The 23,450-nt window shown below is 42.0% G+C and carries 20 protein-coding genes; 16 read left to right on the top strand and 4 right to left on the bottom strand.

All coding sequences use genetic code 11. The annotated features are described in order from the left end of the window. The first annotated feature begins 11 nt into the window (after positions 1-11). A complete protein-coding gene (gene purD, locus BM095_RS12200) occupies positions 12-1,268 on the top strand; it encodes a phosphoribosylamine--glycine ligase (RefSeq protein ID WP_091662184.1) in 1,257 nt (418 codons plus the stop codon). A gap of 50 nt (positions 1,269-1,318) precedes the next feature. Here the strand turns inward: purD and BM095_RS12195 are convergent, their stop codons facing one another. After that, the gene (locus tag BM095_RS12195) at positions 1,319-1,582 is read right to left on the bottom strand and encodes a YgaP family membrane protein (RefSeq protein ID WP_091662182.1); all 264 of its coding nucleotides are present in this window, start codon (positions 1,580-1,582) and stop codon (positions 1,319-1,321) included. Positions 1,583-1,748: 166 nt separating this feature from the next. Between BM095_RS12195 and BM095_RS12190 the strand changes: the two genes are divergently transcribed. The 10 genes from BM095_RS12190 (at position 1,749) to BM095_RS12145 (ending at position 14,600) form a co-directional block, all read left to right on the top strand. Next, entirely contained in the window at positions 1,749-3,491 is a 1,743-nt protein-coding gene (locus tag BM095_RS12190) for an adenine deaminase C-terminal domain-containing protein (RefSeq protein WP_091662179.1), read from the top strand. A gap of 46 nt (positions 3,492-3,537) precedes the next feature. Continuing rightward, positions 3,538-3,852 carry a YerC/YecD family TrpR-related protein gene (locus BM095_RS12185; RefSeq protein ID WP_091662177.1) on the top strand — a complete coding sequence of 105 codons (315 nt, stop codon included), beginning with the start codon at positions 3,538-3,540 and terminating at the stop codon, positions 3,850-3,852. A gap of 111 nt (positions 3,853-3,963) precedes the next feature. Continuing rightward, positions 3,964-4,665: a heptaprenylglyceryl phosphate synthase gene (pcrB, locus tag BM095_RS12180; protein WP_091662174.1), complete on the top strand. Its 702-nt coding sequence runs from the start codon at positions 3,964-3,966 to the stop codon at positions 4,663-4,665. Positions 4,666-4,712: 47 nt separating this feature from the next. Continuing rightward, complete coding sequence (pcrA, locus tag BM095_RS12175) at positions 4,713-6,956, top strand: DNA helicase PcrA (protein ID WP_091662171.1); 2,244 nt, start codon at positions 4,713-4,715, stop codon at positions 6,954-6,956. A 37-nt stretch (positions 6,957-6,993) separates the two neighbouring features. Next, positions 6,994-8,997: an NAD-dependent DNA ligase LigA gene (gene ligA, locus BM095_RS12170; RefSeq protein WP_091662169.1), complete on the top strand. Its 2,004-nt coding sequence runs from the start codon at positions 6,994-6,996 to the stop codon at positions 8,995-8,997. An 82-nt stretch (positions 8,998-9,079) separates the two neighbouring features. Further along, the gene (locus BM095_RS12165) at positions 9,080-10,279 is read left to right on the top strand and encodes a CamS family sex pheromone protein (protein WP_091662168.1); all 1,200 of its coding nucleotides are present in this window, start codon (positions 9,080-9,082) and stop codon (positions 10,277-10,279) included. A 133-nt stretch (positions 10,280-10,412) separates the two neighbouring features. After that, positions 10,413-10,703 carry an Asp-tRNA(Asn)/Glu-tRNA(Gln) amidotransferase subunit GatC gene (gatC, locus tag BM095_RS12160; protein WP_091662166.1) on the top strand — a complete coding sequence of 97 codons (291 nt, stop codon included), beginning with the start codon at positions 10,413-10,415 and terminating at the stop codon, positions 10,701-10,703. Between the two features lie 18 nt (positions 10,704-10,721). Next, positions 10,722-12,179 carry an Asp-tRNA(Asn)/Glu-tRNA(Gln) amidotransferase subunit GatA gene (gatA, locus tag BM095_RS12155; protein ID WP_091662164.1) on the top strand — a complete coding sequence of 486 codons (1,458 nt, stop codon included), beginning with the start codon at positions 10,722-10,724 and terminating at the stop codon, positions 12,177-12,179. Positions 12,180-12,193: 14 nt separating this feature from the next. Beyond that, the gene (gene gatB / locus BM095_RS12150) at positions 12,194-13,627 is read left to right on the top strand and encodes an Asp-tRNA(Asn)/Glu-tRNA(Gln) amidotransferase subunit GatB (RefSeq protein ID WP_091662163.1); all 1,434 of its coding nucleotides are present in this window, start codon (positions 12,194-12,196) and stop codon (positions 13,625-13,627) included. Positions 13,628-13,715: 88 nt separating this feature from the next. Beyond that, positions 13,716-14,600, top strand: coding sequence for a diacylglycerol kinase (locus BM095_RS12145; RefSeq protein ID WP_091662161.1), 885 nt, complete (start codon positions 13,716-13,718; stop codon positions 14,598-14,600). Between the two features lie 445 nt (positions 14,601-15,045). Here the strand turns inward: BM095_RS12145 and BM095_RS12140 are convergent, their stop codons facing one another. Both BM095_RS12140 and adh read right to left on the bottom strand, forming a co-directional pair. Then, complete coding sequence (locus tag BM095_RS12140) at positions 15,046-15,411, bottom strand: DUF779 domain-containing protein (protein WP_091662159.1); 366 nt, start codon at positions 15,409-15,411, stop codon at positions 15,046-15,048. A gap of 109 nt (positions 15,412-15,520) precedes the next feature. Beyond that, positions 15,521-17,041, bottom strand: coding sequence for an aldehyde dehydrogenase (gene adh / locus BM095_RS12135; protein WP_091662158.1), 1,521 nt, complete (start codon positions 17,039-17,041; stop codon positions 15,521-15,523). A gap of 219 nt (positions 17,042-17,260) precedes the next feature. Here adh and BM095_RS12130 point away from each other — a divergent pair, with 219 nt between their 5' ends. The 4 genes from BM095_RS12130 (at position 17,261) to rlmD (BM095_RS12115) (ending at position 21,250) form a co-directional block, all read left to right on the top strand. Then, complete coding sequence (locus BM095_RS12130; RefSeq protein WP_091662156.1) at positions 17,261-17,623, top strand: hypothetical protein; 363 nt, start codon at positions 17,261-17,263, stop codon at positions 17,621-17,623. Positions 17,624-17,807: 184 nt separating this feature from the next. After that, on the top strand, positions 17,808-18,245 hold the full coding sequence (locus BM095_RS12125; RefSeq protein ID WP_091662153.1) for a nuclease-related domain-containing protein: 438 nt from the start codon (positions 17,808-17,810) through the stop codon (positions 18,243-18,245). Positions 18,246-18,284: 39 nt separating this feature from the next. Beyond that, positions 18,285-19,679: a 23S rRNA (uracil(1939)-C(5))-methyltransferase RlmD gene (gene rlmD / locus BM095_RS12120; RefSeq protein WP_091662150.1), complete on the top strand. Its 1,395-nt coding sequence runs from the start codon at positions 18,285-18,287 to the stop codon at positions 19,677-19,679. Positions 19,680-19,762: 83 nt separating this feature from the next. After that, positions 19,763-21,250, top strand: coding sequence for a 23S rRNA (uracil(1939)-C(5))-methyltransferase RlmD (rlmD, locus tag BM095_RS12115; RefSeq protein ID WP_091662148.1), 1,488 nt, complete (start codon positions 19,763-19,765; stop codon positions 21,248-21,250). Between the two features lie 371 nt (positions 21,251-21,621). Here rlmD (BM095_RS12115) and BM095_RS12110 read toward each other — a convergent pair whose 3' ends face one another. Beyond that, positions 21,622-22,104 carry a DUF456 domain-containing protein gene (locus tag BM095_RS12110; RefSeq protein ID WP_091662145.1) on the bottom strand — a complete coding sequence of 161 codons (483 nt, stop codon included), beginning with the start codon at positions 22,102-22,104 and terminating at the stop codon, positions 21,622-21,624. Positions 22,105-22,583: 479 nt separating this feature from the next. On the opposite strand from BM095_RS12110, the gene BM095_RS12105 reads away from it, so the two are divergent. Then, on the top strand, positions 22,584-23,429 hold the full coding sequence (locus tag BM095_RS12105) for an EAL domain-containing protein (RefSeq protein ID WP_245757893.1): 846 nt from the start codon (positions 22,584-22,586) through the stop codon (positions 23,427-23,429). Positions 23,430-23,450 lie beyond the last annotated feature (21 nt).

Here is a 23,450-nt window from a genome sequence, read left to right as displayed (position 1 = left end):
CATACATAACTATGAACGTATTAGTCATTGGGAGCGGCGGTCGTGAACATGTTCTCGCTTGGAAACTAGCTGCCAGCCCAAAAGTAGAGAAAGTTTACGTGGCGCCTGGAAATCCTGGAATGGAAAATATTGCGGAATGCGTGAACATAGAAGAAAAGGAACATGATCAACTGGTCGAGTTTGCGAAAGAGAACCAAGTTGCACTTACAATTGTCGGTCCAGAAGCCCCGTTGCTTGATGGTATTACAGATCGTTTTCAAGAAGAAGGGCTGAAAGTGTTTGGTCCTACAAAGGAAGCAGCTCTTATTGAAGGAAGTAAATCATTTGCCAAGGCTTTCATGCATCGCCACGGCATTCCTACAGGTTCTTACTTTGTGACATCAGATTACGAAAAAGCAGTAAATCACGTGAAAGAGAATGGGGCCCCGATAGTAATTAAAGCGGATGGTTTAGCCGCAGGTAAAGGGGTAACTGTAGCGATGTCAAAGGAAGAAGCATTTACAGCCTTATCAGATATACTGCAGGATGATAAGTTTGGAAAAGCTGGTGCCCAAGTAGTGATTGAAGAATATCTAGAGGGAGAAGAACTTTCTTTGATGGCGTTCGTTCACGGGGAAACGGTGATTCCTATGGTAGGTGCTCAGGATCATAAAAGGGCTTATGATAACGATGAAGGACCAAACACAGGAGGAATGGGGGCTTACAGTCCCGTTCCACAATTCACAGATGAAGATATAGCACGTGCGGTTCGTGAAGTATTACAGCCGGCTGCAACAGGAATGGTTAAAGACGGGCGCTCTTTTACAGGGGTTTTATATGCCGGCTTAATGATGACAGACTCTGGCCCACAAGTGATTGAATTCAATGCGCGCTTTGGGGATCCTGAAGCACAAGTAGTTCTTCCTCGGTTGGAATCCGATTTAGCGAGCGCTATATTAGAGCTATTGGATGGCAAAACACCAAAGCTCACGTGGTCTCACGATGCGGTACTTGGGGTAGTAGCTGCCTCGAAAGGATATCCGGGGGCCTATGAAAAAAAGAAGCCAATTGTAACCCTCCCGGAAGCGGAGTTATTATTTTGCGCGGGGATGAATAAAACAAACGATCATTATGAGACTGCTGGCGGACGTGTACTATTGGTGGCGGAAAAAGCCCCGACGTTAAAAGAAGCAAAAGATAAAGTGTATAATGAACTGAAAAACCTTGACACTAATCATTTATTTTACCGTACCGATATAGGCGACAAAGCAATAAAACGTCTCAAGTAAAATAATTGAGCACCCAGCATAGATGCCGGGTGCTTTCATCATTTTATTCATTATAGATCATACATATTTACTGAAGAAGTATTCGCTTGCTCTTCTGAACTTTCATTTCCTCGTGACATGCTATCCGTTATCATTTTGGTGAGTGGACAGAAGCGCGTAATTCCTTCAGCCACTTTCATAGCTCCTAACATGACACAAAGCAAATGACGTCCGGTATCATAACGACCGTTCAGCTTTCCTCCAGACCAAGCTAACATAGTCAATCCGCAAGTGATTCGTACGTAAGCATTTAATGTACCTATATTTGGTCTCATTGGTAGCACCTCCTTTTTTCTGGGAATTGGAAAGTAGGGTCATTACTTTTGTACGTGGGAAAAAATAAATTAAGAGATAAAAAACATCCAAAAAAAGTGATTTTGAGCGGATGGTCTATCTACATATAATGTGTTAAACTGAACAATTAGAAAGCAGGTGACGAATATGGCAACGCATTTGTTTAATTGGAGTAAACAATCTATTAGAAAACAACTATCCGTTATTCGCGGGGATGCAGCTCCCAGTATGATCTTGAAAAATGCAACGTACTTAAGCAGTGCGAGAAAATCATGGCTTCAGGGCCATATTTGGATATATGAAGACAGAATAGTATATACCGGGGAGAAGCTCCCGGAAAAAACGGACGGTACAGAGGTTGTAGATTGCCGCGGGAAGTATGTGGTCCCTGGATATATCGAACCTCATTCACACCCGTTCCAGTTATATAATCCCCATTCATTAGCTAAATATGCATCCAGTAGAGGAACCACCACTCTTATAAATGATAATTTGATGTTCTTTTTAAATATGGACAATAAGAAAGCGCTTACAATGGCAGAGAGATTAAATGATCTTCCGTCTTCCATGTATTGGTGGGCTCGTTATGACGCCCAAACAGAGCTGGAAGAAGAAGACGAACTATTTTCCCCGTCTGATCTAAGAGAATGGCTGGAGCATCCTCTGGTTGTTCAAGGCGGGGAATTAACAGCTTGGCCACAAGTCATGTCAGGAGATGACACGACTCTTCATTGGATGCAATACACCAAAGAATTAAAAAAGCCAATCGAGGGACATTTTCCTGGAGCTTCCGAACGTACGCTGACGCAGATGGCTCTCTTGGGCGTTACAGCCGACCATGAAGCGATGAATGGAGAAGAGGCATTACGCAGGTTGGATGCAGGAATGACAACGTCTTTGCGTTACTCCTCTATTCGTCCTGACCTTCCAAAAATATTGGAAGAGTTGCTGGAACATGGCATAAATGACTTTAGCCGGTTTATTTTAAATACGGATGGCTCGACTCCATCCTTCTATCGACAAGGGATGGCTGACAAGATGATCGCTATAGCACTCGATAAAGGAGTGCCTGACATTGCGGCTTATGAAATGGCGAGTTATAATGTAGCGCGTCACTATGGTATGGATGATCAGTTAGGAATGATTGCCCCTGGAAGAATTGCTCATTTAAATATTTTGACGTCACCCAAGAATCCTGTTCCTGATGGGGTCCTTGCAAAAGGCCAATGGGTTTTTCGAAACGGGGAGTCCACGTATCCTGACCTTCCTTTCTCTTGGGGGGAGTATGGTGTCAACTCCTTAAATATAGACTGGGATTTAAAAGAAGAAGATATGCATTTTTCTATGCCCGTTGGTATTGAATTAACGAATTCAGTTATCTTGAAACCATACCAAATCGGGGTAGACGTAACGAATGACATACTGTCTGAATCACACAATGAATGTTTTTTTGTGATGTTAGATCGACACGGTAATTGGAGAATCAATACGGTAATTAAAGGTTTTGGAAGAAATATAGGAGGCCTGGCTTCAACTTTTTCTAATTCAGGCGATATCATTATCATTGGTACGGAAAAAAATGATATGTGGAAAGCCTTCCAAGAGTTAAAAACACATGGCGGTGGTATGTTTTTAGTGGATAATAATGAAACGGTTGCCGGTATTCCTCTTCCGTTGTTCGGAACGATGTCAGAAAAGCCAATGGAAGAATTAATGGAAGAGCATGAGCATTTCGTGAATGCTCTGAGAGAAAGAGGATACGAGCACGAGGATCCCGTTTATAGTATGCTGTTTTTTTCCTCTACACACTTACCATATGTACGAGTGACACAACAAGGAATTTTTGATGTCCATAAAAAATCAGTTCTCTTTCCTGCTGTTATGCGTTAAAATATAAAAGGAGCATTCTTTTCTGCAAGTGAGGTGCAGTTCGTACATGCAAATTGACAAGTTAAGAGGTAAGGAATTAGACCAATTGTTCAAGGCGATCTTGTCTCTTCGTGATATCGAAGAGTGCTACGAGTTTTTCGATGATTTATGCACCATTAATGAGATCCAGTCACTGGCACAGCGTTTGGAAGTAGCACGGATGCTCCAAAATGGATCAACTTACCAGAAGATCGAAACGGAAACCGGTGCTAGTACAGCAACTATATCGCGGGTAAAACGATGCCTGCATTATGGAAATGATAGTTACCAAATGGCACTTGAGCGCCTGCGTGAAGAAGAAGAAAAAGAGAAGCAGCAATAAAGACAAAAAGCTGTCCTCATCGGTGAAGCCGTCAGAGGATAGTTTTTTTGTTATAATTTTCTCAGAGAATGAATCAGTGTTTTATTTTAATATTAGAGGAGCATGGTAAGTATGCTTTCATATACAGAGTGGGCTCATGTTTTTAAGCTTGACCCTGCAAAAGACATAGATGACAAAACATTAGAGGCCATATGTGAGTCAGGAACAGATGCAGTTATAGTAGGAGGGACAGATGGTGTTACACTTGATAACACACTATCGTTGCTCTCTCGAGTTCGTCGGTATTCTGTAGCATGTGCGTTGGAAGTTTCAAATTTAGAGGCGATAACACCAGGATTTGATTATTATTTTATCCCTTCTGTGTTAAATGCGGGAGATCCAAAATGGATCACCGGAATACATCGCAAAGCATTGAAGGATTATGGTCCGATGATGAATTGGGAAGAAATTATAACAGAAGGTTATTGTGTCCTTAATGAACAAGCCAAAGTGTCTTCTCTCACACAAGCAGACACGGCATTAGACGAGGAAGATGTAAGAGCAGCGGCTATGCTTGCAGATAAGTTGTTTCGATTACCCGTCTTTTACTTGGAATATAGTGGTACATACGGTGATCCCGAAATTGTCAAGGCAGCTTCTGAAGTGTTAAACCACGCGCGGCTTTTTTACGGTGGAGGTATACAAAATGCCCAGCAAGCGAAAGAAATGTCTGCTTATGCTGACACAGTAGTAGTAGGTAACATTATTTATAATGATGTAAAAGCTGCTATTTCAACCGTAAGAGCTGTTAAAGATAGTAGCGAAAACAAGTAAAAAAAGGTATAATTTACAGAACATAAGTTCGAATTGGTGGTGTTGGCATGCAACGAAAGATAATTGAGAAGATGTTAGAGGGCATGAATCCTCAACAAAAAGAAGCGATATTAGAGACAGAAGGCCCCCTCCTCGTTATGGCAGGAGCAGGAAGTGGAAAAACAAGGGTATTAACGTCGAGGATTGCTTACTTAATTCGCGAAAAGGGCATCCCCCCGTATTCTATATTAGCGATAACTTTTACAAATAAAGCAGCCCGTGAAATGAAGGACCGTGCTGCTAGATTAGTTGGACCTGTGGCCGAAGATATATGGATATCAACGTTCCACTCTATGTGTGTGAGAATATTGCGGCGTGACATTGACCGAATAGGATATAACCGAAACTTTTCTATATTGGATGCATCTGATCAACTCTCTCTTATTAAGCAAATTTTAAAAGACTTGAATATTGATTCGAAAAAATTTGAGCCGCGCAGCTTGCTTGGTGTTATCTCCTCAGCGAAAAATGTGCTGGAAACACCGGAGAAATTCTCTGAAAAAGCCGTTGGGCCATTTGAAGAAGTAGCCGCGGATGTGTATAAGGAATATCAACGTCGTTTACGTACGAATCACGCACTCGATTTTGACGATTTAATTATGGTTACTATAAAGCTGTTCAAACAAGTCCCGGAAGTGCTTGAGTTCTATCAACGTAAATTCCAGTATATTCATGTCGATGAGTATCAGGATACAAACCGTGCACAGTATATGCTCGTGAATTTATTGGCAGAAAAAAATCGTAATTTGTGTGTGGTGGGGGATTCGGATCAAAGTATTTATAAATGGCGTGGCGCGGATATTGGCAACATTCTTTCCTTTGAAAACGATTATGAAGACGCCAAGGTTATTTTATTAGAGCAGAATTACCGGTCAACGAAGAAAATATTAGAAGCTGCAAATGCTGTTATAAAAAATAACAGCGGAAGGAAGCCAAAAAAATTATGGACAGATAACGATGAAGGCGATAATTTATTTTATTATGAAGCGGCTGATGAGAGGGATGAAGCCGTTTATGTTGTAGGAAAGATAAGAGAGGCTGTCCAAAGCGGGAACTGTGATTATTCAGATATTGCCGTTTTATACCGAACGAATGCCCAATCCCGTGTCCTGGAAGAAATGTTTGTTAAATCAAACATTAGTTATAATATGATAGGAGGGACAAAGTTCTATGATCGGAAAGAGATAAAAGATGTTCTCGCTTATTTACGAGTAGTGGCCAATCCTGATGATGACATAAGTTTAACAAGAATTATAAACGTTCCGAAGCGGGGAATCGGGGCTGCGACAGTAGATAAGATTGCTCATTATGCAAATAGCCAGGATATATCAATGTTTGCGGCTCTGCAGGAAGCCGACCAAATTGGTCTTGGTCCTCGCCCTACGAAAAAGCTTCAAGAGTTCTCTAGACAGCTCGAACAGTGGATTGAGCTTCAGGAATATTTATCTGTATCCGAATTAGTAGAAGAATTGCTTGAAAAAACAGGATATCGGGAAGCCTTAAAAAACGAAAAAACGATAGAAGCGCAAAGTCGTCTAGAGAATATAGATGAGTTGTTATCAGTAACTCATGATTTTGAAAAGAAAAATGACGATAAGTCCTTAATTGCTTTTTTGACTGACTTAGCTTTAGTTGCTGACATCAACGATACCGATGAAGACGATGAAACAGGAGCAGTATGGATGATGACTCTTCACTCAGCAAAGGGGTTGGAATTTCCCATTGTCTTCTTGATTGGTATGGAAGAGGGAATATTTCCACACAGCAGATCTTTATTCGAGTTGGAAGAAATGGAGGAAGAGCGCCGTCTTGCATATGTTGGCATTACAAGAGCAGAAGAGGCGCTTCACCTGACTCACGCGCGGATGAGACAGCTGTACGGACGAACACAAGCTAACCCGGCCTCTCGTTTTATAGAAGAGCTTCCCGGGGAGCTCTTGGAAGGCAAGGAAGAGAAGGAGAAGCCGACATGGATGACAACAACCCAAGCGACAGCAGGGAATTCTGGAGCACTCTCACCGTATGAGAGACGAAGAAAAGCAGCAGTCGCTGAAAGCCGTAGAGTGACCGTGTCAACCGGTGGATCCAGCTTTGATTGGGCGGTAGGAGACAAGGCTGATCATAAAAAGTGGGGCACTGGTACAGTTGTCAGCGTGAAAGGAGAAGGAGAAGATATTGAATTAGACATTGCTTTTCCTACTCAAGGTATTAAACGGCTATATGCTAAATTCGCTCCAATCACGAAAGTATAGGCAATATAAACTTTTCGATAGAGAAAGGAAACTGGCCATGGATGCAAAAGAAGCGCAAGAACGGGCAGAAGAACTGCGTAATCTTTTAGAAAAGTATGGGCATCACTATTATGTTCTAGACGCGCCACTGGTGCCAGATGCTGAATATGATGCGAAAATGCAGGAATTAATCAAGCTTGAAGAAGAATACCCGGAACTGAAAACTAGTGATTCTCCCACCGTTCGTATTGGCGGTCCACCTTTAGATGCGTTTGTTAAAGTGCGGCATGACGTCCCTATGATGAGTCTTGGCAATGCCTTCTCCGAGCAGGATTTACGTGATTTCGACCGTCGCATTCATCAGGCGATCAATAAAGAAGTATCTTATATATGCGAATTGAAAATTGACGGTCTGGCGGTTTCGTTAACCTATGAGAATGGTCGTTTTGTACGTGGCGCTACACGTGGTGATGGCACCACCGGTGAAGATATCACAAGCAATTTAAAAACAGTTCGTTCTATCCCCCTTCGACTTCAGGAAGAAGTGAATATGGAAGTGCGGGGCGAGGTGTTTATGCCAAAATATTCTTTTGAACGGTTGAATGATGCCAAGGAAAAAGCAGGCGAAGTATTGTTTGCTAACCCTAGAAATGCAGCGGCTGGATCTCTTCGCCAACTTGATCCAAAAATTGCAGCGAAGCGAAATCTTGATATCTATCTCTACGCAATTGGTGATGACAAAGGACGCGGGTTGAAGACTCATCAGGAAGCTCTATCATATATGAAAGAGTTAGGTTTAAAAACGAACCCAGAAAGCAAATATTGTGATGATATTGAAGAAGTATTGGAGTATGTGAAAAGTTGGGTGGAACACAGAAATGATTTGAACTATGAGATTGATGGCATCGTTATTAAAGTAAATGATTTATCTCAGCAACAGGAGTTAGGGTTTACGGCGAAAAGTCCAAGATGGGCGATTGCCTACAAATTTCCGGCAGAAGAAGTCGTGACTACTTTAGAAGGAATCACTTTATCAGTAGGTCGTACTGGGGTTGTTACCCCAACCGCCCAATTATCACCGGTTCAAGTAGCGGGGACAACAGTGAAACGGGCCTCTCTCCATAATGAAGACCTCATTCGAGAAAAAGATATTAAAATTGGCGATCAAGTCGTTATAAAAAAAGCGGGAGACATTATTCCTGAGGTAGTTAGGGTACTCGATGAGCTAAGAAGCGGGAAAGAAGAAGACTTCTTTATGCCCGAGGAATGCCCGGCCTGCGGAAGTGACCTCGTTCGTCTTGAAGAAGAAGTAGCACTGCGCTGTGTGAATCCTCAGTGTCCTGCTCAAATGAAAGAAAGTTTAATTCACTTTGTGTCCCGTGATGCCATGAACATAGACGGCCTAGGAGAGAAAGTGATTCAGCAACTTTTTGAGCATCGTTTAGTTGCTGGCATTGATGATTTGTACAAGCTCGACCGTGATGAGCTGTTACAGCTGGAGAGAATGGGGGAAAAATCAGTTCAAAACTTATTAAATGCCATCGAAGTATCTAAGGAGAATTCGTTAGAGAAGCTGATCTTTGGTTTAGGGATACGTTTTGTAGGTTCCAAAGCAGCCCGTACGCTTGCGGAGCATTTTGAGACCATGGATCGGTTGCGTACAGCTACGTATGAGGACTTGATATCTATCTATGAGATAGGAAACAAAATGGCAGATTCGATTGTAAGTTATTTCGATAATCCAGAGGCGAATGATCTCCTAGATAAGTTAAAGGACCTTGGACTTAACATGACCTATTTAGGTCCAAAAAGAGAACAAGTTGAAACAGATCATATGTTAAACGACAAAACAGTGGTACTAACTGGCACTTTAAAACAATGGACGAGAAATGAAGCCAAAGAACGAATCGAAGCGCTTGGGGGAAAAGTAACAGGAAGTGTCAGTAAAAACACAGATCTGTTAATTGCAGGAGAAGATGCCGGATCAAAGTTAACGAAAGCCCGCGATTTAGGGGTAGAAGTGTGGGACGAACAAAAGTTTATAAATGAAGTAGAGAATTAAATAAATACGGTTCGTTTTTGAAAATGTTCTTGAGATGAGAGCAAGAGCTACCGCTTATTAGGGAGAGGGATGAGAACATAACATGCAATGGAGGAAAACAGGATTGGCTGCTTCTGCATCCCTTCTCTTCTTATCTGGATGTATTCCGGGACTGCAACCAGATGAGGAGGGAGTGGATATTGAACAAGAAGATAGTGACACAGAAGAAACGAAAGTGGAAATAAGTCCTGAAATTCCTAGCCTCGATAGTTATTATCGAAGTATTTTACAGGATGGTCAGTATATTCATGGTGTCACCCGAGGTTTCAATACAGACGTTGTTTACAATCGATTGGACTTGGAGCGTTTAGAAGTAGGTATGCAGGAAATTGCTTCTGAAGAGTTTGATCAGGAAAATTACTTCTTTAGAGAAGGTCAATTCATAGCTAAACAGGAATTAAATCAATGGCTCATGCGATACAGTGAAGAAGAGAATGATAATGGAGGAAACCCACTTGGCTTAAATCCTGCGCTTGGAGACGGAGAAAGCTTTGAACAACGGGAAAGTTCTCAGCCTAGAGTCTTATCTAACATCTTGGAACATAACTATATCTTTGAAAATAGTGATGGCAATTTACAAGTTGGTGGTTTGGTGATTGGACTTTCCATGAATAGTGTATACTATTTTCGTGAAAGACATGAAGATGGTACGTATGGACCGTGGCTGGAAGAAGAAATTTCAGAAGAAGTCAGTTTAGAAGAAGGCAAGCGTATTGCTGGTGAGGTATTAGAAAGGCTGAGAAGTGCCGAGCGGGAAGACGGGCAGCTCACAAATGTTCCCGTGATGTTTGCCATTTTTCGAGAGAATCAGCGCGAAGCCGTTGTTCCTGGTGAGTTTATAGCGACCGCGGTGGCAGAGCCTAACGAAGAAATCGGAAGCTGGCAGAATATCAGCGAAACTCATTATTTATTTCCTTCTCAAGAAGCTACGGAAAGCCAAAGAGAGGATGCAGAGGTATTTAATCAATTTAAAGAAGACATCAATCAGTTTTTTGAGAACTACGTAGGCGTTGTCGGGGAAGGTCATTATCGAAATGGGGAACTTCGAAGTCTTCACATTGAGATTCCTATTACATTTTACAGTAAGACAGAAGTCATTGCTTTTACCCAACACGTTACAGATCGAGTGAAACAGCGTTTTCCAGAGGAACTGGATGTAGAGATACAAATTTCTTCTCCGTCTGGTCAAGAAGCATTGGTACTGAAAGAACCAGGAAGTGAACCCTTTACTCATATTTATTAATATCGAAGGAACATTGTTACCGCATAACCTGGCCGAACTTCCACAGGAGCTTTCGCTTTTCTTTATATTGCCCGGTGTTTTCTTATTTGGTATCATCTAGTTATTGTGAAACGAAATGGTGGAGGTGACCGTAATGGCTCGCATTACACAGGAACAAGTAAAACACGTGGCTCATTTAGCTCGTCTTTCTGTCTCAGAAGAGGAAGCCGAGAAGTTAGCAGAAGAGCTGGATGGAATCATTGGCTTTGCTGAAAAGTTGAATGAATTAGATACAGAAGGTGTAGAACCTACTACACACGTATTAGATATTCATAACGTTCTCCGTGAAGATGTTCAGCGTCCGTCTCTTAAGCAAGAGGAAGCATTAAAAAATGCTCCTGATCAGGAAGACGGTCAAGTAAAAGTACCATCTGTTTTAGAGTAAAGGAGGGAATGAATAACAATGTCTATTTTGGAAGAAAGCTTTTCGTCTATACATAAAAAGCTGCATAGTAAAGAGATTAAAGTATCTGAGCTAGTTGATGCTTCCTACCAGCGCATTCACAGCGTAGATGATAAAGTGCAGGCTTTCTTAACGCTAAATGAAGAGGGAGCACGGGCCCACGCGAAAAAGTTAGATGAGGCGCTTGAGAAAGAAGAAACAAGAGGTTTATTGTTTGGATTGCCAGCGGGAATTAAAGATAACATCGTGACGAAAGACTTACGTACGACATGTGCCAGTCAACTTCTCGATAATTTTGACCCATTGTATGATGCTACGGTTATAAATAAATTAGCGAAAGCAGAGTCTGTGACCGTTGGTAAGTTAAACATGGATGAATTTGCCATGGGGTCCTCGAACGAAAACTCCAGTTATAAAGCCACTCGTAATCCTTGGAATACAGATTACGTTCCTGGAGGGTCAAGCGGGGGATCAGCAGCAGCAGTAGCCTCAGGGGAAGTTGTATTTTCTCTTGGATCGGATACAGGAGGTTCTATCCGTCAGCCTGCTTCTTATTGTGGGGTAGTTGGATTAAAACCTACATATGGCAGAGTATCACGGTACGGCCTAGTCGCTTTTGCCTCTTCCTTAGACCAGATTGGGCCGATTACTAGAACGGTGGAAGACAATGCGCTTGTCCTAGGTGAGATTGCTGGCTACTCTAAACAGGATTCCACTTCTGCTGATGTGCCTGTTCCTGATTATCTCTCCGGTTTAAATGGGGACGTCAAAGGTTTGCGTATCGCAGTACCAAAAGAGTACTTAGGAGAAGGGGTTTCTGAAGACGTTAAAAACGCAGTATACGAAGCGTTAAAAGTGCTGGAGTCACAAGGCGCGACGTGGGAGGAAGTGTCCCTGCCTCACTCTGAGTACGCATTATCTGCCTATTATTTGCTTGCTTCCTCTGAAGCATCCGCAAACCTTGCTCGCTTCGACGGGGTGCGTTATGGTGTTCGAGCAGAGGATACGAACAATTTAATCGATATGTATAAACGGACACGCAGTGAAGGGTTTGGTGAAGAAGTTAAACGTCGAATTATGTTGGGTACCTTTGCATTAAGTTCCGGATACTATGATGCTTACTATAAAAAAGCTCTTAAAGCCCGGACTCTCATTAAAGAGGATTTCGATAAAATCTGGGAGAAATACGACGTTATTATTGGCCCAACAGCTCCAACGACAGCGTTTAAAGTGGGCGAAAAAACGGATGATCCGTTGACGATGTATGCGAATGATATTCTGACCATTCCGGTAAACTTGGCAGGAGTACCGGCAATATCGATACCGTGTGGTTTCTCAGAAGGACTTCCTATTGGATTGCAAATGATTGCGAAGCCGTTTGCTGAGAATACGATTTACCGTGCCGCTTATGCCTACGAACAGGCAACAGGCTATTATAAAGAAAAACCACAGCTGTAAGGGGGGATATCTCAATGAAATTTGATACAGTCATCGGCTTGGAAGTCCATGCCGAATTAAAAACAGAGACGAAAATATTTTGTAATTGCTCCACTGAATTTGGGGCGCCGCCTAATACACATACGTGTCCCGTCTGTCTTGGGCACCCGGGTGTTCTTCCAGTATTGAACGAGAAGGCGGTTGACTTTGCGATGAAAGCATCATTAGCTTTAAATTGTGAGATTGCAGAAGAAACGAAATTCGATCGCAAAAACTACTTTTATCCAGACAATCCAAAAGCCTACCAAATTTCTCAGTTTGATAAGCCGATAGGAGAAAATGGCTGGATTGAGATCGAAGTGAACGGATACAAAAAGAAAATAGGTATCACACGTATTCACATGGAAGAAGATGCCGGTAAATTAACACACGATGAGTACGGAGAACATTCATTGGTAGACTTCAACCGTGTGGGAACACCGTTGATTGAGATTGTTTCTGAGCCTGATATCGAAACGCCGGATGAAGCGTATGCGTATTTAGAGAAACTAAAAGCAATCCTCCAATACACAGAAGTATCAGACTGTAAGATGGAGGAAGGGTCGCTGCGTTGTGATGCAAATATTTCCTTAAAACCCGCGGGCCAGGAAGAGTTTGGTACAAAGACAGAGCTGAAAAACTTAAACTCGTTCGCCAATGTCCAGAAAGGGCTGGAATTTGAAGAAAAACGCCAAGAACAAGTGTTGTTATCGGGCGGCGAAATACTGCAAGAAACCCGTCGTTGGGACGATGCTAAAAAAGAAACAATTCTGATGCGGGTGAAGGAAGGCTCTGATGATTACCGGTACTTCCCAGAGCCGGATCTTGTGTCATTATATATTGATGAAGACTGGAAATCACAAATAAGAGAACAAATACCGGAGCTTCCCGATGCACGCAAAGCTCGTTATATAAAAGACTATGATCTTTCAGAGTATGATGCAGGTGTACTTACCCAGTCAAAAGACATGTCTGACTTTTTCCAAGCAACGATTGATCAAGGAGCCGATGCGAAGCCTGCGGCGAATTGGCTTATGGGTGAAGTGAATGCATACTTAAATTCCAATGGGAAAGAACTGAAAGATATTGCTCTCACGCCAACAGGTCTAGCTAAGCTGATTCAATTGATCGAAAAAGGAACGATTTCTAGCAAAATTGCTAAAAAAGTGTTCGCTGAATTAGTAGATAACGGTGGAGACCCAGAACAAATTGTTAAAGATAAAGGTCTTGTCCAAATTTCCGATGAAGGCGAATTGAAGAAGATTGTAAATGGCATCCTAGAAAACAATCCTCAGTCGATTGAAGACTATAAAAACGGGAAAGACAAAGCACTTGGCTTTTTAGTCGGACAGGTGATGAAAGAGACCAAAGGGAAAGCAAATCCACAAATGGTTAATAAATTGATTTTAGAAGGCATAGAAGAACAATAGGAGGAGAAAACGCCGCTTTTTCTCCGTAAAAACAGCCCCTCTGGTCGCAGAAATAGAACCAGAGGGGTTTTAAAATAGGAGTAGACGAATGAAAAGAGCACGCGTTATTTATAATCCCACGTCAGGTAGAGAACATATGCAAAAGCACCTTCCTTATGTACTGAATCGTTTAGAAGGGGCAGGTTATGAAACGTCTGCTCATATGACGAAACGAGAAGGGTGTGCCAAAGAAGAAGCGATGAGAGCGGGAGAAGCAGGGTTTGATTTGGTGATAGCTGCCGGTGGGGATGGAACGATATTTGAAGTCGTAAATGGACTAGCTCCTCTCGAAGTGAGACCAAGACTGGGTATTATCCCAGCTGGGACGACAAACGATGTTGCTAGAGCTTTAGGTATCCGTGGAAATAATATTGAGAAAGTATGTGATGTTCTCTGTGCGGAAAACGTACAACCCATTGACATCGGAAAAGTAAACGATCAATATTTTATTAACATTGCTGCTGGTGGGAAGCTTACAGAATTAACATATGATACACCAAGCAAATTAAAAACGATGTTGGGACAGCTAGCCTACTATGTAAAAGGGTTCGAGAAACTCCGTCTCTTAAAGCCTCAATATGCAAAAATTGAATACGACGGAAAATTATTCGAAGGTGATATCATGTTATTTCTCATTGCTAACACGAATTCCGTGGGGGGCTTTGAGAAGTTGCTGCCTAACGCTAAGTACAATGACGGTATGTTCGATATGATCATTATTACAAAAACGAATATCCCTGAAATTATAAGAATTGGGACGCAAGCGCTAAATGGAGAACACCTTCATCACGAGAATGTGAAATATGTACAGGCAAATCGAATAAAAATCGAAACGGATAGTGATATGCAACTTAATCTGGATGGAGAGTACGGGGGGGACTTGCCCGCGGAATTCGTCAATCTTCATCAGCATTTAAAAATGCATTGCCCGTAAGACAAGAAAGAGCTCTGGTCAGACATGCTGTCGAACCAGAGCTCTTTCTGTTGTAAGTAAGAAACATGTGAATATGAGCCTGATTCAGGACCATACGTTTCTTTCATCCTTCTATTAGAAGAAAGTCTTCGGTGTCTACAAGGACTACCCCTGATAAACGAGCCTCTTTCAAATCACTTATGTAGAATGCATTAATATCCTTTTTTTATATTGAAAAGTGACCATAGCCCCGTCACAATCGAGAGGATAATGGATAAAATAATAAACCAATGCATGCGTAAAACTCCTTTCTTTTGAGTCAGCCTACATGAGGCACATAAACATAGTTACATTTATTTTAACACAATATGATGTGAATATGCTTAAAAATTGTGGAGGAATAGAAAGCAACAAGGTAACCATGTAGAAAAAAGCAAACGCCTGAAAAGACGTTTGCGATGCTTGTTCAAGCTTCTTCTTGTAATGCTTTTCTCTCTTCGTCACTATACACGCGGGATCGGGTTAAAAACCGTTTACCTTCTGGACCTTCTAAGGAGAACATACCGCCACGACCATCTACGACATCTATAATGAGCTGGGTGTGTTTCCAATATTCATATTGATCTTTCGACATATAAAAAGGAGAGTTTCCGATACTTCCGAGATGAATATCGCTAGCTCCTACTCTGAATTCACCTTCGGGAAAACACATCGGCGAGCTGCCATCACAGCATCCTCCCGATTGATGAAACATTAAAGGCCCGTGCCTTCTTTTGAGTTTTTCAATGAGTTCAAGGGCTGCATCGGTGGCTGTCACTTTCTCCACTTTCATTTCTGTTCACCCTTTCTATATTTAAAGCCTTGCTATTATTCTATACCCGTATGTCACATGTTAGTAACAAAAAGCTGCCACAGAACCAATCCGCAGCAGCTATTTTCTCTTAAAAGAAACCTAAAGCATCGTCACTATAACTAACGAGAAGGTTTTTCGTTTGCTGATAGTGTTCGAGCATCATTTTGTGATTTTCCCGTCCAATACCAGACTTTTTATAGCCACCAAAGGCCGCGTGGGCAGGATAATCATGGTAGCAATTTGTCCAAACACGACCGGCTTCGATTTCACGACCGAATCGATAAGCTGTATGAATGTTGCGTGTCCACACGCCAGCCCCTAAGCCATATAGGGTATCGTTGGCAATGGATAAGGCTTCTTCATCTGAACTGAATGTTGTTACTGCAAGGACAGGACCAAAAATTTCTTCTTGGAAGATTCTCATTTTGTTGTCGCCTTTAAAAATAGTCGGTTCGACATAATAACCATTAGAGAGGTTGCCGCCAAGGTTATTTTTCCCCCCGCCAGCTAGCACTTCAGCTCCTTCTTGTTTCCCGATATCAAGGTAAGATGTGATTTTCTCCATCTGTTCTTGTGAGGCTTGCGCACCCATCATAGTATCTGTATCAAGAGGGTCGCCTGTCTTAATTGATTCCACACGTTTGAGAGCCCGTTCCATAAATTCATCATAAATTGATTCGTGAATCAAGGCACGGGAAGGGCATGTACAAACCTCGCCCTGATTTAAGGCAAACATGACAAAACCTTCGATGGCTTTATTTAAGAATTTGTCATCTTCTTGCATGACGTCTTTAAAGAAAATATTTGGAGATTTACCACCCAGTTCAAGGGTGACAGGGATGATATTTTCAGAGGCGTATTGCATGATCAATCGTCCTGTTGTTGTTTCACCAGTAAAGGCTACCTTTGAAATTCCGCTGTGAGAAGCGAGCGGTTTTCCAGCTTCGACACCAAATCCATTTACGATATTAAGTACACCAGGTGGTAGCAAATCATGTATCAAATCAAGCAAAACATGGATAGAGGCTGGGGTTTGCTCTGCTGGCTTTAATACGACACAGTTACCGGTAGCTAGTGCTGGTGCAAGTTTCCAGGTTGCCATTAATATTGGGAAGTTCCATGGAATAATTTGTCCGACGACGCCTAATGGCTCATGGAAGTGATACGCCACAGTATCATTGTTAATTTGGCTAAGTGTCCCTTCTTGAGCGCGGATCACGCCCGCAAAGTAACGGAAATGATCAGCAGCCAAAGGAATGTCGGCATTCAGTGGTTCACGAATGGCTTTTCCATTATCCCACGTCTCTGCTACAGCGAGTAGTTCTTTGTTTTCCTCAATGCGATCAGCAATTTTATTTAAAATTTTAGCGCGTTTGGCTGGAGGTGTCTTCCCCCAAGCGTCTTTTGCGTCTTGGGCAGCTTGTACAGCTGCATCTACATCTTCAGCTGTCGAGCGGGCAATTTGACAAAACACTTCTCCGGTGACAGGTGTCACGTTATCAAAATATTCACCACTAGAAGGTGCTCTATATTCTCCACCGATGAAATTGTCATACCGTTCTTTGAAATTTAAGATACTTTCGGACGTATTTGGAGCATCGTAACGCATGATTTACTATCCCCTTTCATTTCATGTATGAAGATTGAATGAGTAAACACCTGGTTCCACTCGTGTGTTTCGTCAGCTTCACCCCCCTTGTGTTGTGCTCATTGTATATTTTACCATCTAAAATATTAATTTTAAATAATAATATGAATATTTGAATATCTATTGTTTGAGGTCATTTTTCCTTTCTTCTATACTGTATATAGAAAGGACGATGGGAATATGCTACTTGGCAGTTTACAGGTCTTGTTATTTATCGCAGTAGGATTATTAATATATAATGATTTCTTTCCAGAAAGTAAGTTAGCAGACACTTTCCCCACGGCACTTCTCGTAGGGGTGATTGCCATAACGACTATTACCTTGTTTGTTGTCCCATCCATTCGGAAACTGATCACACCATGGGGGACTTTTTACTTCAAGCTTATTTTAACAATCTATGTAGTCGCCCTGATTGCCGGCTTAACACTGAGCGGGAACACTTCCGAAGCAGGCTTTGACCTTTACAGCCCACTAGTAGTTGTCCTCATTCTTCTGCAGGTGTTTCTTTTGTTTAATGAGTATCAGCGGTTGAAGCGGAAATGATCTGAGTATCGAAACTGATGCATTTATCAGCGAAATATCTTGGGAAACAGCGATGTACGAGTTTTATCAGCGATATTCGGCACCGAATCAGCGAGATGTAAGAAGTTATCAGCGAACTTTAGCCAGGGAAGGAATTCACCAGAAGACGTCGAAACCATAAGAGATAGAAAGGAGGGGGGACTACTTGATCATCAAGCCCCGAAAAGTACCACTTCATTTAAGAAAGCTTCGTGCGCTGGAAAGAAGACTCCCACACAGTCATCCAAAGCGCCCTGAGATTGAGCGGGACACCGCCAAGTGGAGCGCCGGCTATAAAGGCGAGCAATCTATAGATGATCCCCTAACTTTTCTCCCGCCACATGACTTTCGAATTCTCCACGATCTCCACCTTTACGACGGCTCCCATTATTTTCAGATTGACACCCTCATCATTTCTTCTTGTTTTCTTTTAATCATTGAAGTTATAAACATTTCCGGCACGCTCATTTTTGATACAGCAGGGTTCGCTGATAAACCGAGAAATTTCGTTTATAGTACAGAGCTTTTCGCTGAGACATGGAAAGATATCGCTGATAACGAACGCCAGTCTGTGAATTGTTCTTACCCACCCGTTTTGTGGTAAAATGCACGTAATAAACGAAGAACGGAAGGGATATACAGCATGAAAAAGAAACAAGCGGCTGAAGCGCCGGTTCAAAAAAACGATACGGTGACCGTCACTTTTGAAGATTTGACTCACGAGGGCGCTGGGGTAGCCAAGGTTGATGGTTATACTCTCTTTGTTCCATATGGAATCCCGGGAGAAAAAGCAAAAGTCAAAGTGGTCAAGACGAAGAAAGGATATGGGTTCGGCCGGCTGCTTGAATCATTGGAGACAAGTGAGGACCGGTCTGTCCCTGCATGCCCCGTCTATTACCAGTGCGGCGGCTGTCAACTACAACATTTAAACTATGGTGCTCAGCTTCAATTTAAACAAAAGCAAGTTCAAGATGCTCTGACACGACTTGGTGGATTAGACAATGTCATCGTGCACCCGACCCTTGGGATGGACGACCCTTGGAATTATCGGAACAAAGCTCAAGTACCGGTAGGAATGAGCAACGACGGGAAATTAGAGGCGGGCTTTTACCAGAAACGTTCCCACCGCATTATTGATATGGAGGCTTGTGCCATTCAACAAGATGAAAATGATAAGGCAGTCCAAACGGTAAAAGAAATTGCGGGGAAGTACGGGATTAAGGCCTATGATGAGAAAAAGCACCGTGGTACTCTCCGCCACGTCGTTACCCGGCACGCCCAGAACACGGGACAGCTCATGATTATTCTAGTCACAAAAGGACCAGAGCTGCCAAACAAAAAGAATATCATTGCAGATATCCGAAAAGCCATTCCTGAGGTCACTTCCATCATTCAGAATGTAAACCCGAAGAAGACGAATGTAATTTTTGGGGACAAAACGATCGTATTATGGGGTGAAGAATATATTTATGACACCATTGGGGATATTAAGTTTGCCATTTCCGCCCGGTCCTTCTACCAAGTAAACCCTGAACAGACCAAAGTATTGTATGATAAAGCACTCGAGTATGCTGACCTTCGCGGCAGTGAATCAGTGATTGACGCATACTGTGGGATAGGTACGATTTCCTTGTTTCTCGCACAAAAAGCGAAGCACGTATACGGTGTAGAAATTATTCCTGAGGCTATTGCAGATGCGAAGCGGAACGCTCGACTGAATCATATGCAAGATATCACAGATTTTGCAGTCGGAAAAGCGGAGGAAGTTATTCCTTGGTGGCATAAAGCACATGGCATCCGGCCTGACGTCATGGTCGTCGATCCACCTAGAAAAGGCTGTGACGAAGCTCTGCTTGAGACCATGATTGAAATGAAACCAGAACGAATTGTCTATGTCTCCTGCAACCCAGCGACTCTTGCACGCGATCTGAAGATACTAGAAGACGGTGGTTATCAAACAAAAGAAGTCCAGCCCGTGGATATGTTTCCACAGACAACGCATGTGGAGTGTGTAGCGAATATAGTTTTGCATGAATAAATGCAGTGGATTCAAGTGTCAGCGAAGGTTATTACACCAATAAGATAGTCAAACAAAGTAAAAGAAAAGTTGGGTAGTATTTTATGGCTAAACAAAAGAAGCAAAGATATAAAACATCCAAAAATAAAAAATATCAATCTGAAAAGCAGAATAGCAAACAATCTCACCCGCGGAAAAGTCAGGAAACCGTGACACCCAAAGCCAACAACCGTTCCATCAATAAAAAAAATCACGGTCAGAGGAAGTCAACTATAGAGGTAACATGTACGGGCCTGACAAGTGAGGGGAAAGGGATTGTTCAGTGGGAAGGAAAGCAGGTGGAAGTAGCACATCTGTTACCTGGTGAAAAAGCAGAAGTGACCGTTTCCAAAAAAGGCCGCTTTGTGAAGATGGAGTTGAAGCGGGTGATTACCCCTTCAGAAGATCGCGCGAATCGGCCACTCTCTCATGATAACGAGGGAGTGGGATGTCAGCTTTATCATATGAATGAGCGAGCCCAAGAGCGTTTTAAACAGAAACTTATAGATAAACAGATGAAGACATTTGGAAAACCAAAGCCTATCTTAACGATGGAACAACCGTATTATTATCGAAACAAGAATGTCATGACATTTGGCTTGGACAACAAGCGTCAAATTATAAGCGGACTATATGCCGAGAATTCGCATCAGATCATACCAATGGAAAGTTCCATCATCCACGATCCAAAAGCGGATGAAATTATTCAAACCATCAAGGGAATGATGAAGTCCTTTAAAATGCAGCCGTACAATGAAGACACGGGGCGAGGCTTTTTGCGCCATGTGTTGATTAGAGTAGGAAAAAAGAGCGGTGAAATTATGGTGGTGCTAGTCTCTGCATCTTCAGTGTTTAAGGGAAAGAATAATTTCGTAAAAGCACTAAGAAAGACCCACCCAGAAATTACGACCATACTGCTGAATATAAATGACAGGAATGACAGCATGGTGCTAGGCAATCAGGAAAAAGTACTATATGGCAAAGGAACTATTACAGACACGCTCTGTGGATTGGAATTTGAGATCTCAGCGAAGTCCTTCTATCAAATTAATCCAGTCCAGACAGAAAGGCTATATACAAGAGCCATTGAAATGGCAGAGCTAACTGGTGATCAATCTGTCATAGACGCATACTGTGGTATCGGAACCATTGGACTGGTTGCAAGTGAAAGAGCTGACAAGGTTATTGGGGTAGAGCTTAATAAAGGTGCGGTACGTGACGCCATTCGTAATTCTAAACGCAACGGCGTAAAAAATGCCCGCTTCTATCAAGGGGATGCTGGAGAATTCATGGTCCAGATGGCGCAGCGTGGGGAACATGTAGATGTGGTGTTTATGGATCCGCCTAGAAGCGGGAGCGACAAAGCTTTCTTGTCAAGCTTGGTGACACTCAAGCCGAAACGGATTGTATATATATCCTGTAACCCGGAAACACAGGCACGTGATTTGAATTATTTGGTAAAGAATGGCTATAAGGTTAGAGAGATACAGCCCGTGGATATGTTTCCTCAAACCAATCACATCGAGTGCGTAGCGGCGCTAGATGTCATTTGAATCATAGAGAAGAGAACCAAATTGTGATCTAGAATAACTAAACAATGAGGCTGGGACAAAACTAGAATAGTCAACTCTAAAGACGAACGATCACATGTTGAAGGAGTCACCCGTTTCATAAACGCAGTGTATCAGCGTAGTCAAAATACGTAGACTCCAGCGGGAACAGCACGAGCTGAAGATCCCGCAGGAAAGCCGTTTTCGCTTTCCGAGGAAGCTGAAGCCGTGCCCGCGGAAAGCGAAGTATTTTGACAAAGCGACAACATAAGTTGTTCGGATTTATCTTTCATTTAAATACTTTTGTCCCAGCCTCATTTTTTTAACGTCACTTTAGGTATAGAGTAATGATGGGTGAGGTGATTGGAGATATACTAGAAAATGGCATCAAGCACAAAAGCAGTGATCATGATGAACTGAATGACTGCTTTGGCAAATGTACCACTTAAAAATGCTATAAACGTAGCAAACGCTATTTTAAATGAACTTTGCCATGATTTTGCGTAGATGAATTCTGTGATGAGCACTAAGCAAAAAGGAACTAAGATAACACCAAAAGGCGGAATTACAAAGCTTCCAACAATTAATCCAACCATTGCCGCTCTTTTTCCCCACGTAGAGCCCCCCACGCGATCTACAAAATGGAGATTCACTAAATAATCAGCTACAAAAAGAAAAATGGTTAATAACCCAAAAAGCGTCCAGGAGAACCAGGAAAGACTATCAGGGTTAATCCCGAAATGATAGATGACGATCCCAATCCAAATCATGATGACCGATGGGATAATCGGATATACGAGGCCGATGAAACTGAGAATAAAAGATGTAATAATTATAAACCAAAGTAGAATGTCCAATAGATGACTCCTTTGAAATTTAGTTATAGTGTAATCTCCGAGACAAGGTATTTGGCTAAGATAGAAATTCAACAAAAGTGAATAAATTCCTTGTCCTTTCCTAATATCTTCTAAAGTGTATAGCAGGATATATTAAGGTTGATTTCCACTGCAGGCGGACGCTTTCCGCGGGCGACGCCTCAACTTCCTCAGCAGAAAGGCGCTGCTTGCGGGATTTTCGGCTGTAGCTTCTCCCACTGGAGTCGCCGCCTTCCGTTGCAATCAATATGTAACTTAATTAACAACGAATATTTTTTCTGATATGGTTCAATACTTATGAAATTTATTCAGCTGTAAATAATTCCATCTGAAGTACTCAAGTCATTATTCTATAGGGTTTTTTGGCACATTTACACAAAAAATACCATGTATTCATACTTCTTACATAGCGAGTAGGTATAATTAAATATATACAATCAAGACAACGGAAGAGGAAGGATATGATGGTAAGTTATTTATCTTCTAAAACAAGCGGGATGGGGTATTGGGATTATTTCATCTCAAGAATGAAAAAAGAAAGATTAAACTATAAAAGGTTTCGTGGTTTGGAAAATATTATTAAAAATAAATCCATATCGACTTTTTTTCAACCAATCGTAGGTTTACAAAACGGTCAAAACCTTGGATATGAGGTGCTGAATCGTCCTCCATCTTCTTCTATTTTTCCATCGACCGGGGAGTTTTATGAATTTATCGGGAAAACCAACCAAGTGTTTTCTTTTGAACATTTTTGCAGGGCCATTTCTTTGGAACGGTATGTGAAGGGGTCGGCTGGAAAAGCAGCGGATAGAAATTCTTATATTTTTCTCAATGTTCATCCGAAAGTGCTGATGGACTCTAACTATAAGAGCGGAGAAACGGTTCAACTCCTAAAAAAATTGGGTATTGCACCGAATCAAATTGTTTTTGAACTAACAGAAAGGGAAGCAGTAACTAATTTTAATCATTTTGTTCAGGTGTTAAAACATTATCGCTCCCAAGGTTTTCGAATTGCAGTGGACGATGCTGGATCCGGCTACAACAGCTTAAAAACATTAGCGTACATCAAGCCTGAATTCATCAAACTCGATATGTCATTAATTAAAAACATAGATAATAGCAAAGTGAGTCAACAACTGGTTACTATGTTATTAGAGTTTTCACGGCAATCGAGTACGTACGTCATTGCAGAAGGCATCGAACGAATAGAGGAATTTTATTATTTAAGAGGAAAAGGGGTTGATTTTGGTCAAGGTTATTTATTAGGCAAGCCTAAGAATGAACTTCGGCCTGGTCTATTGCCATAAGCTTGTAAGTTAAAAATATAG

It is taken from the genome of Alteribacillus iranensis, from assembly GCF_900113025.1.
Lineage (GTDB): Bacteria > Bacillota > Bacilli > Bacillales > Marinococcaceae > Alteribacillus_A > Alteribacillus_A iranensis.
This window is presented reverse-complemented; position numbering and strand designations above follow the sequence as displayed.

Bases quoted from the DNA above. Each gene is read 5' to 3' on its own strand.
- pcrA (WP_091662171.1), top strand. From the start codon at position 4,713: ATGCAACGAAAGATAATTGAGAAGATGTTAGAGGGCATGAATCCTCAA.
- ligA (WP_091662169.1), top strand. From the start codon at position 6,994: ATGGATGCAAAAGAAGCGCAAGAACGGGCAGAAGAACTGCGTAATCTT.
- BM095_RS12140 (WP_091662159.1), bottom strand. From the start codon at position 15,411: ATGAAAGTGGAGAAAGTGACAGCCACCGATGCAGCCCTTGAACTCATT.
- gatA (WP_091662164.1), top strand. From the start codon at position 10,722: ATGTCTATTTTGGAAGAAAGCTTTTCGTCTATACATAAAAAGCTGCAT.
- adh (WP_091662158.1), bottom strand. From the start codon at position 17,041: ATGCGTTACGATGCTCCAAATACGTCCGAAAGTATCTTAAATTTCAAA.
- BM095_RS12145 (WP_091662161.1), top strand. From the start codon at position 13,716: ATGAAAAGAGCACGCGTTATTTATAATCCCACGTCAGGTAGAGAACAT.
- BM095_RS12190 (WP_091662179.1), top strand. From the start codon at position 1,749: ATGGCAACGCATTTGTTTAATTGGAGTAAACAATCTATTAGAAAACAA.
- rlmD (WP_091662148.1), top strand. From the start codon at position 19,763: ATGGCTAAACAAAAGAAGCAAAGATATAAAACATCCAAAAATAAAAAA.
- BM095_RS12185 (WP_091662177.1), top strand. From the start codon at position 3,538: ATGCAAATTGACAAGTTAAGAGGTAAGGAATTAGACCAATTGTTCAAG.
- purD (WP_091662184.1), top strand. From the start codon at position 12: ATGAACGTATTAGTCATTGGGAGCGGCGGTCGTGAACATGTTCTCGCT.
- BM095_RS12130 (WP_091662156.1), top strand. From the start codon at position 17,261: ATGCTACTTGGCAGTTTACAGGTCTTGTTATTTATCGCAGTAGGATTA.
- gatC (WP_091662166.1), top strand. From the start codon at position 10,413: ATGGCTCGCATTACACAGGAACAAGTAAAACACGTGGCTCATTTAGCT.
- rlmD (WP_091662150.1), top strand. From the start codon at position 18,285: ATGAAAAAGAAACAAGCGGCTGAAGCGCCGGTTCAAAAAAACGATACG.
- pcrB (WP_091662174.1), top strand. From the start codon at position 3,964: ATGCTTTCATATACAGAGTGGGCTCATGTTTTTAAGCTTGACCCTGCA.
- BM095_RS12105 (WP_245757893.1), top strand. From the start codon at position 22,584: ATGATGGTAAGTTATTTATCTTCTAAAACAAGCGGGATGGGGTATTGG.
- BM095_RS12165 (WP_091662168.1), top strand. From the start codon at position 9,080: ATGCAATGGAGGAAAACAGGATTGGCTGCTTCTGCATCCCTTCTCTTC.
- BM095_RS12195 (WP_091662182.1), bottom strand. From the start codon at position 1,582: ATGAGACCAAATATAGGTACATTAAATGCTTACGTACGAATCACTTGC.
- gatB (WP_091662163.1), top strand. From the start codon at position 12,194: ATGAAATTTGATACAGTCATCGGCTTGGAAGTCCATGCCGAATTAAAA.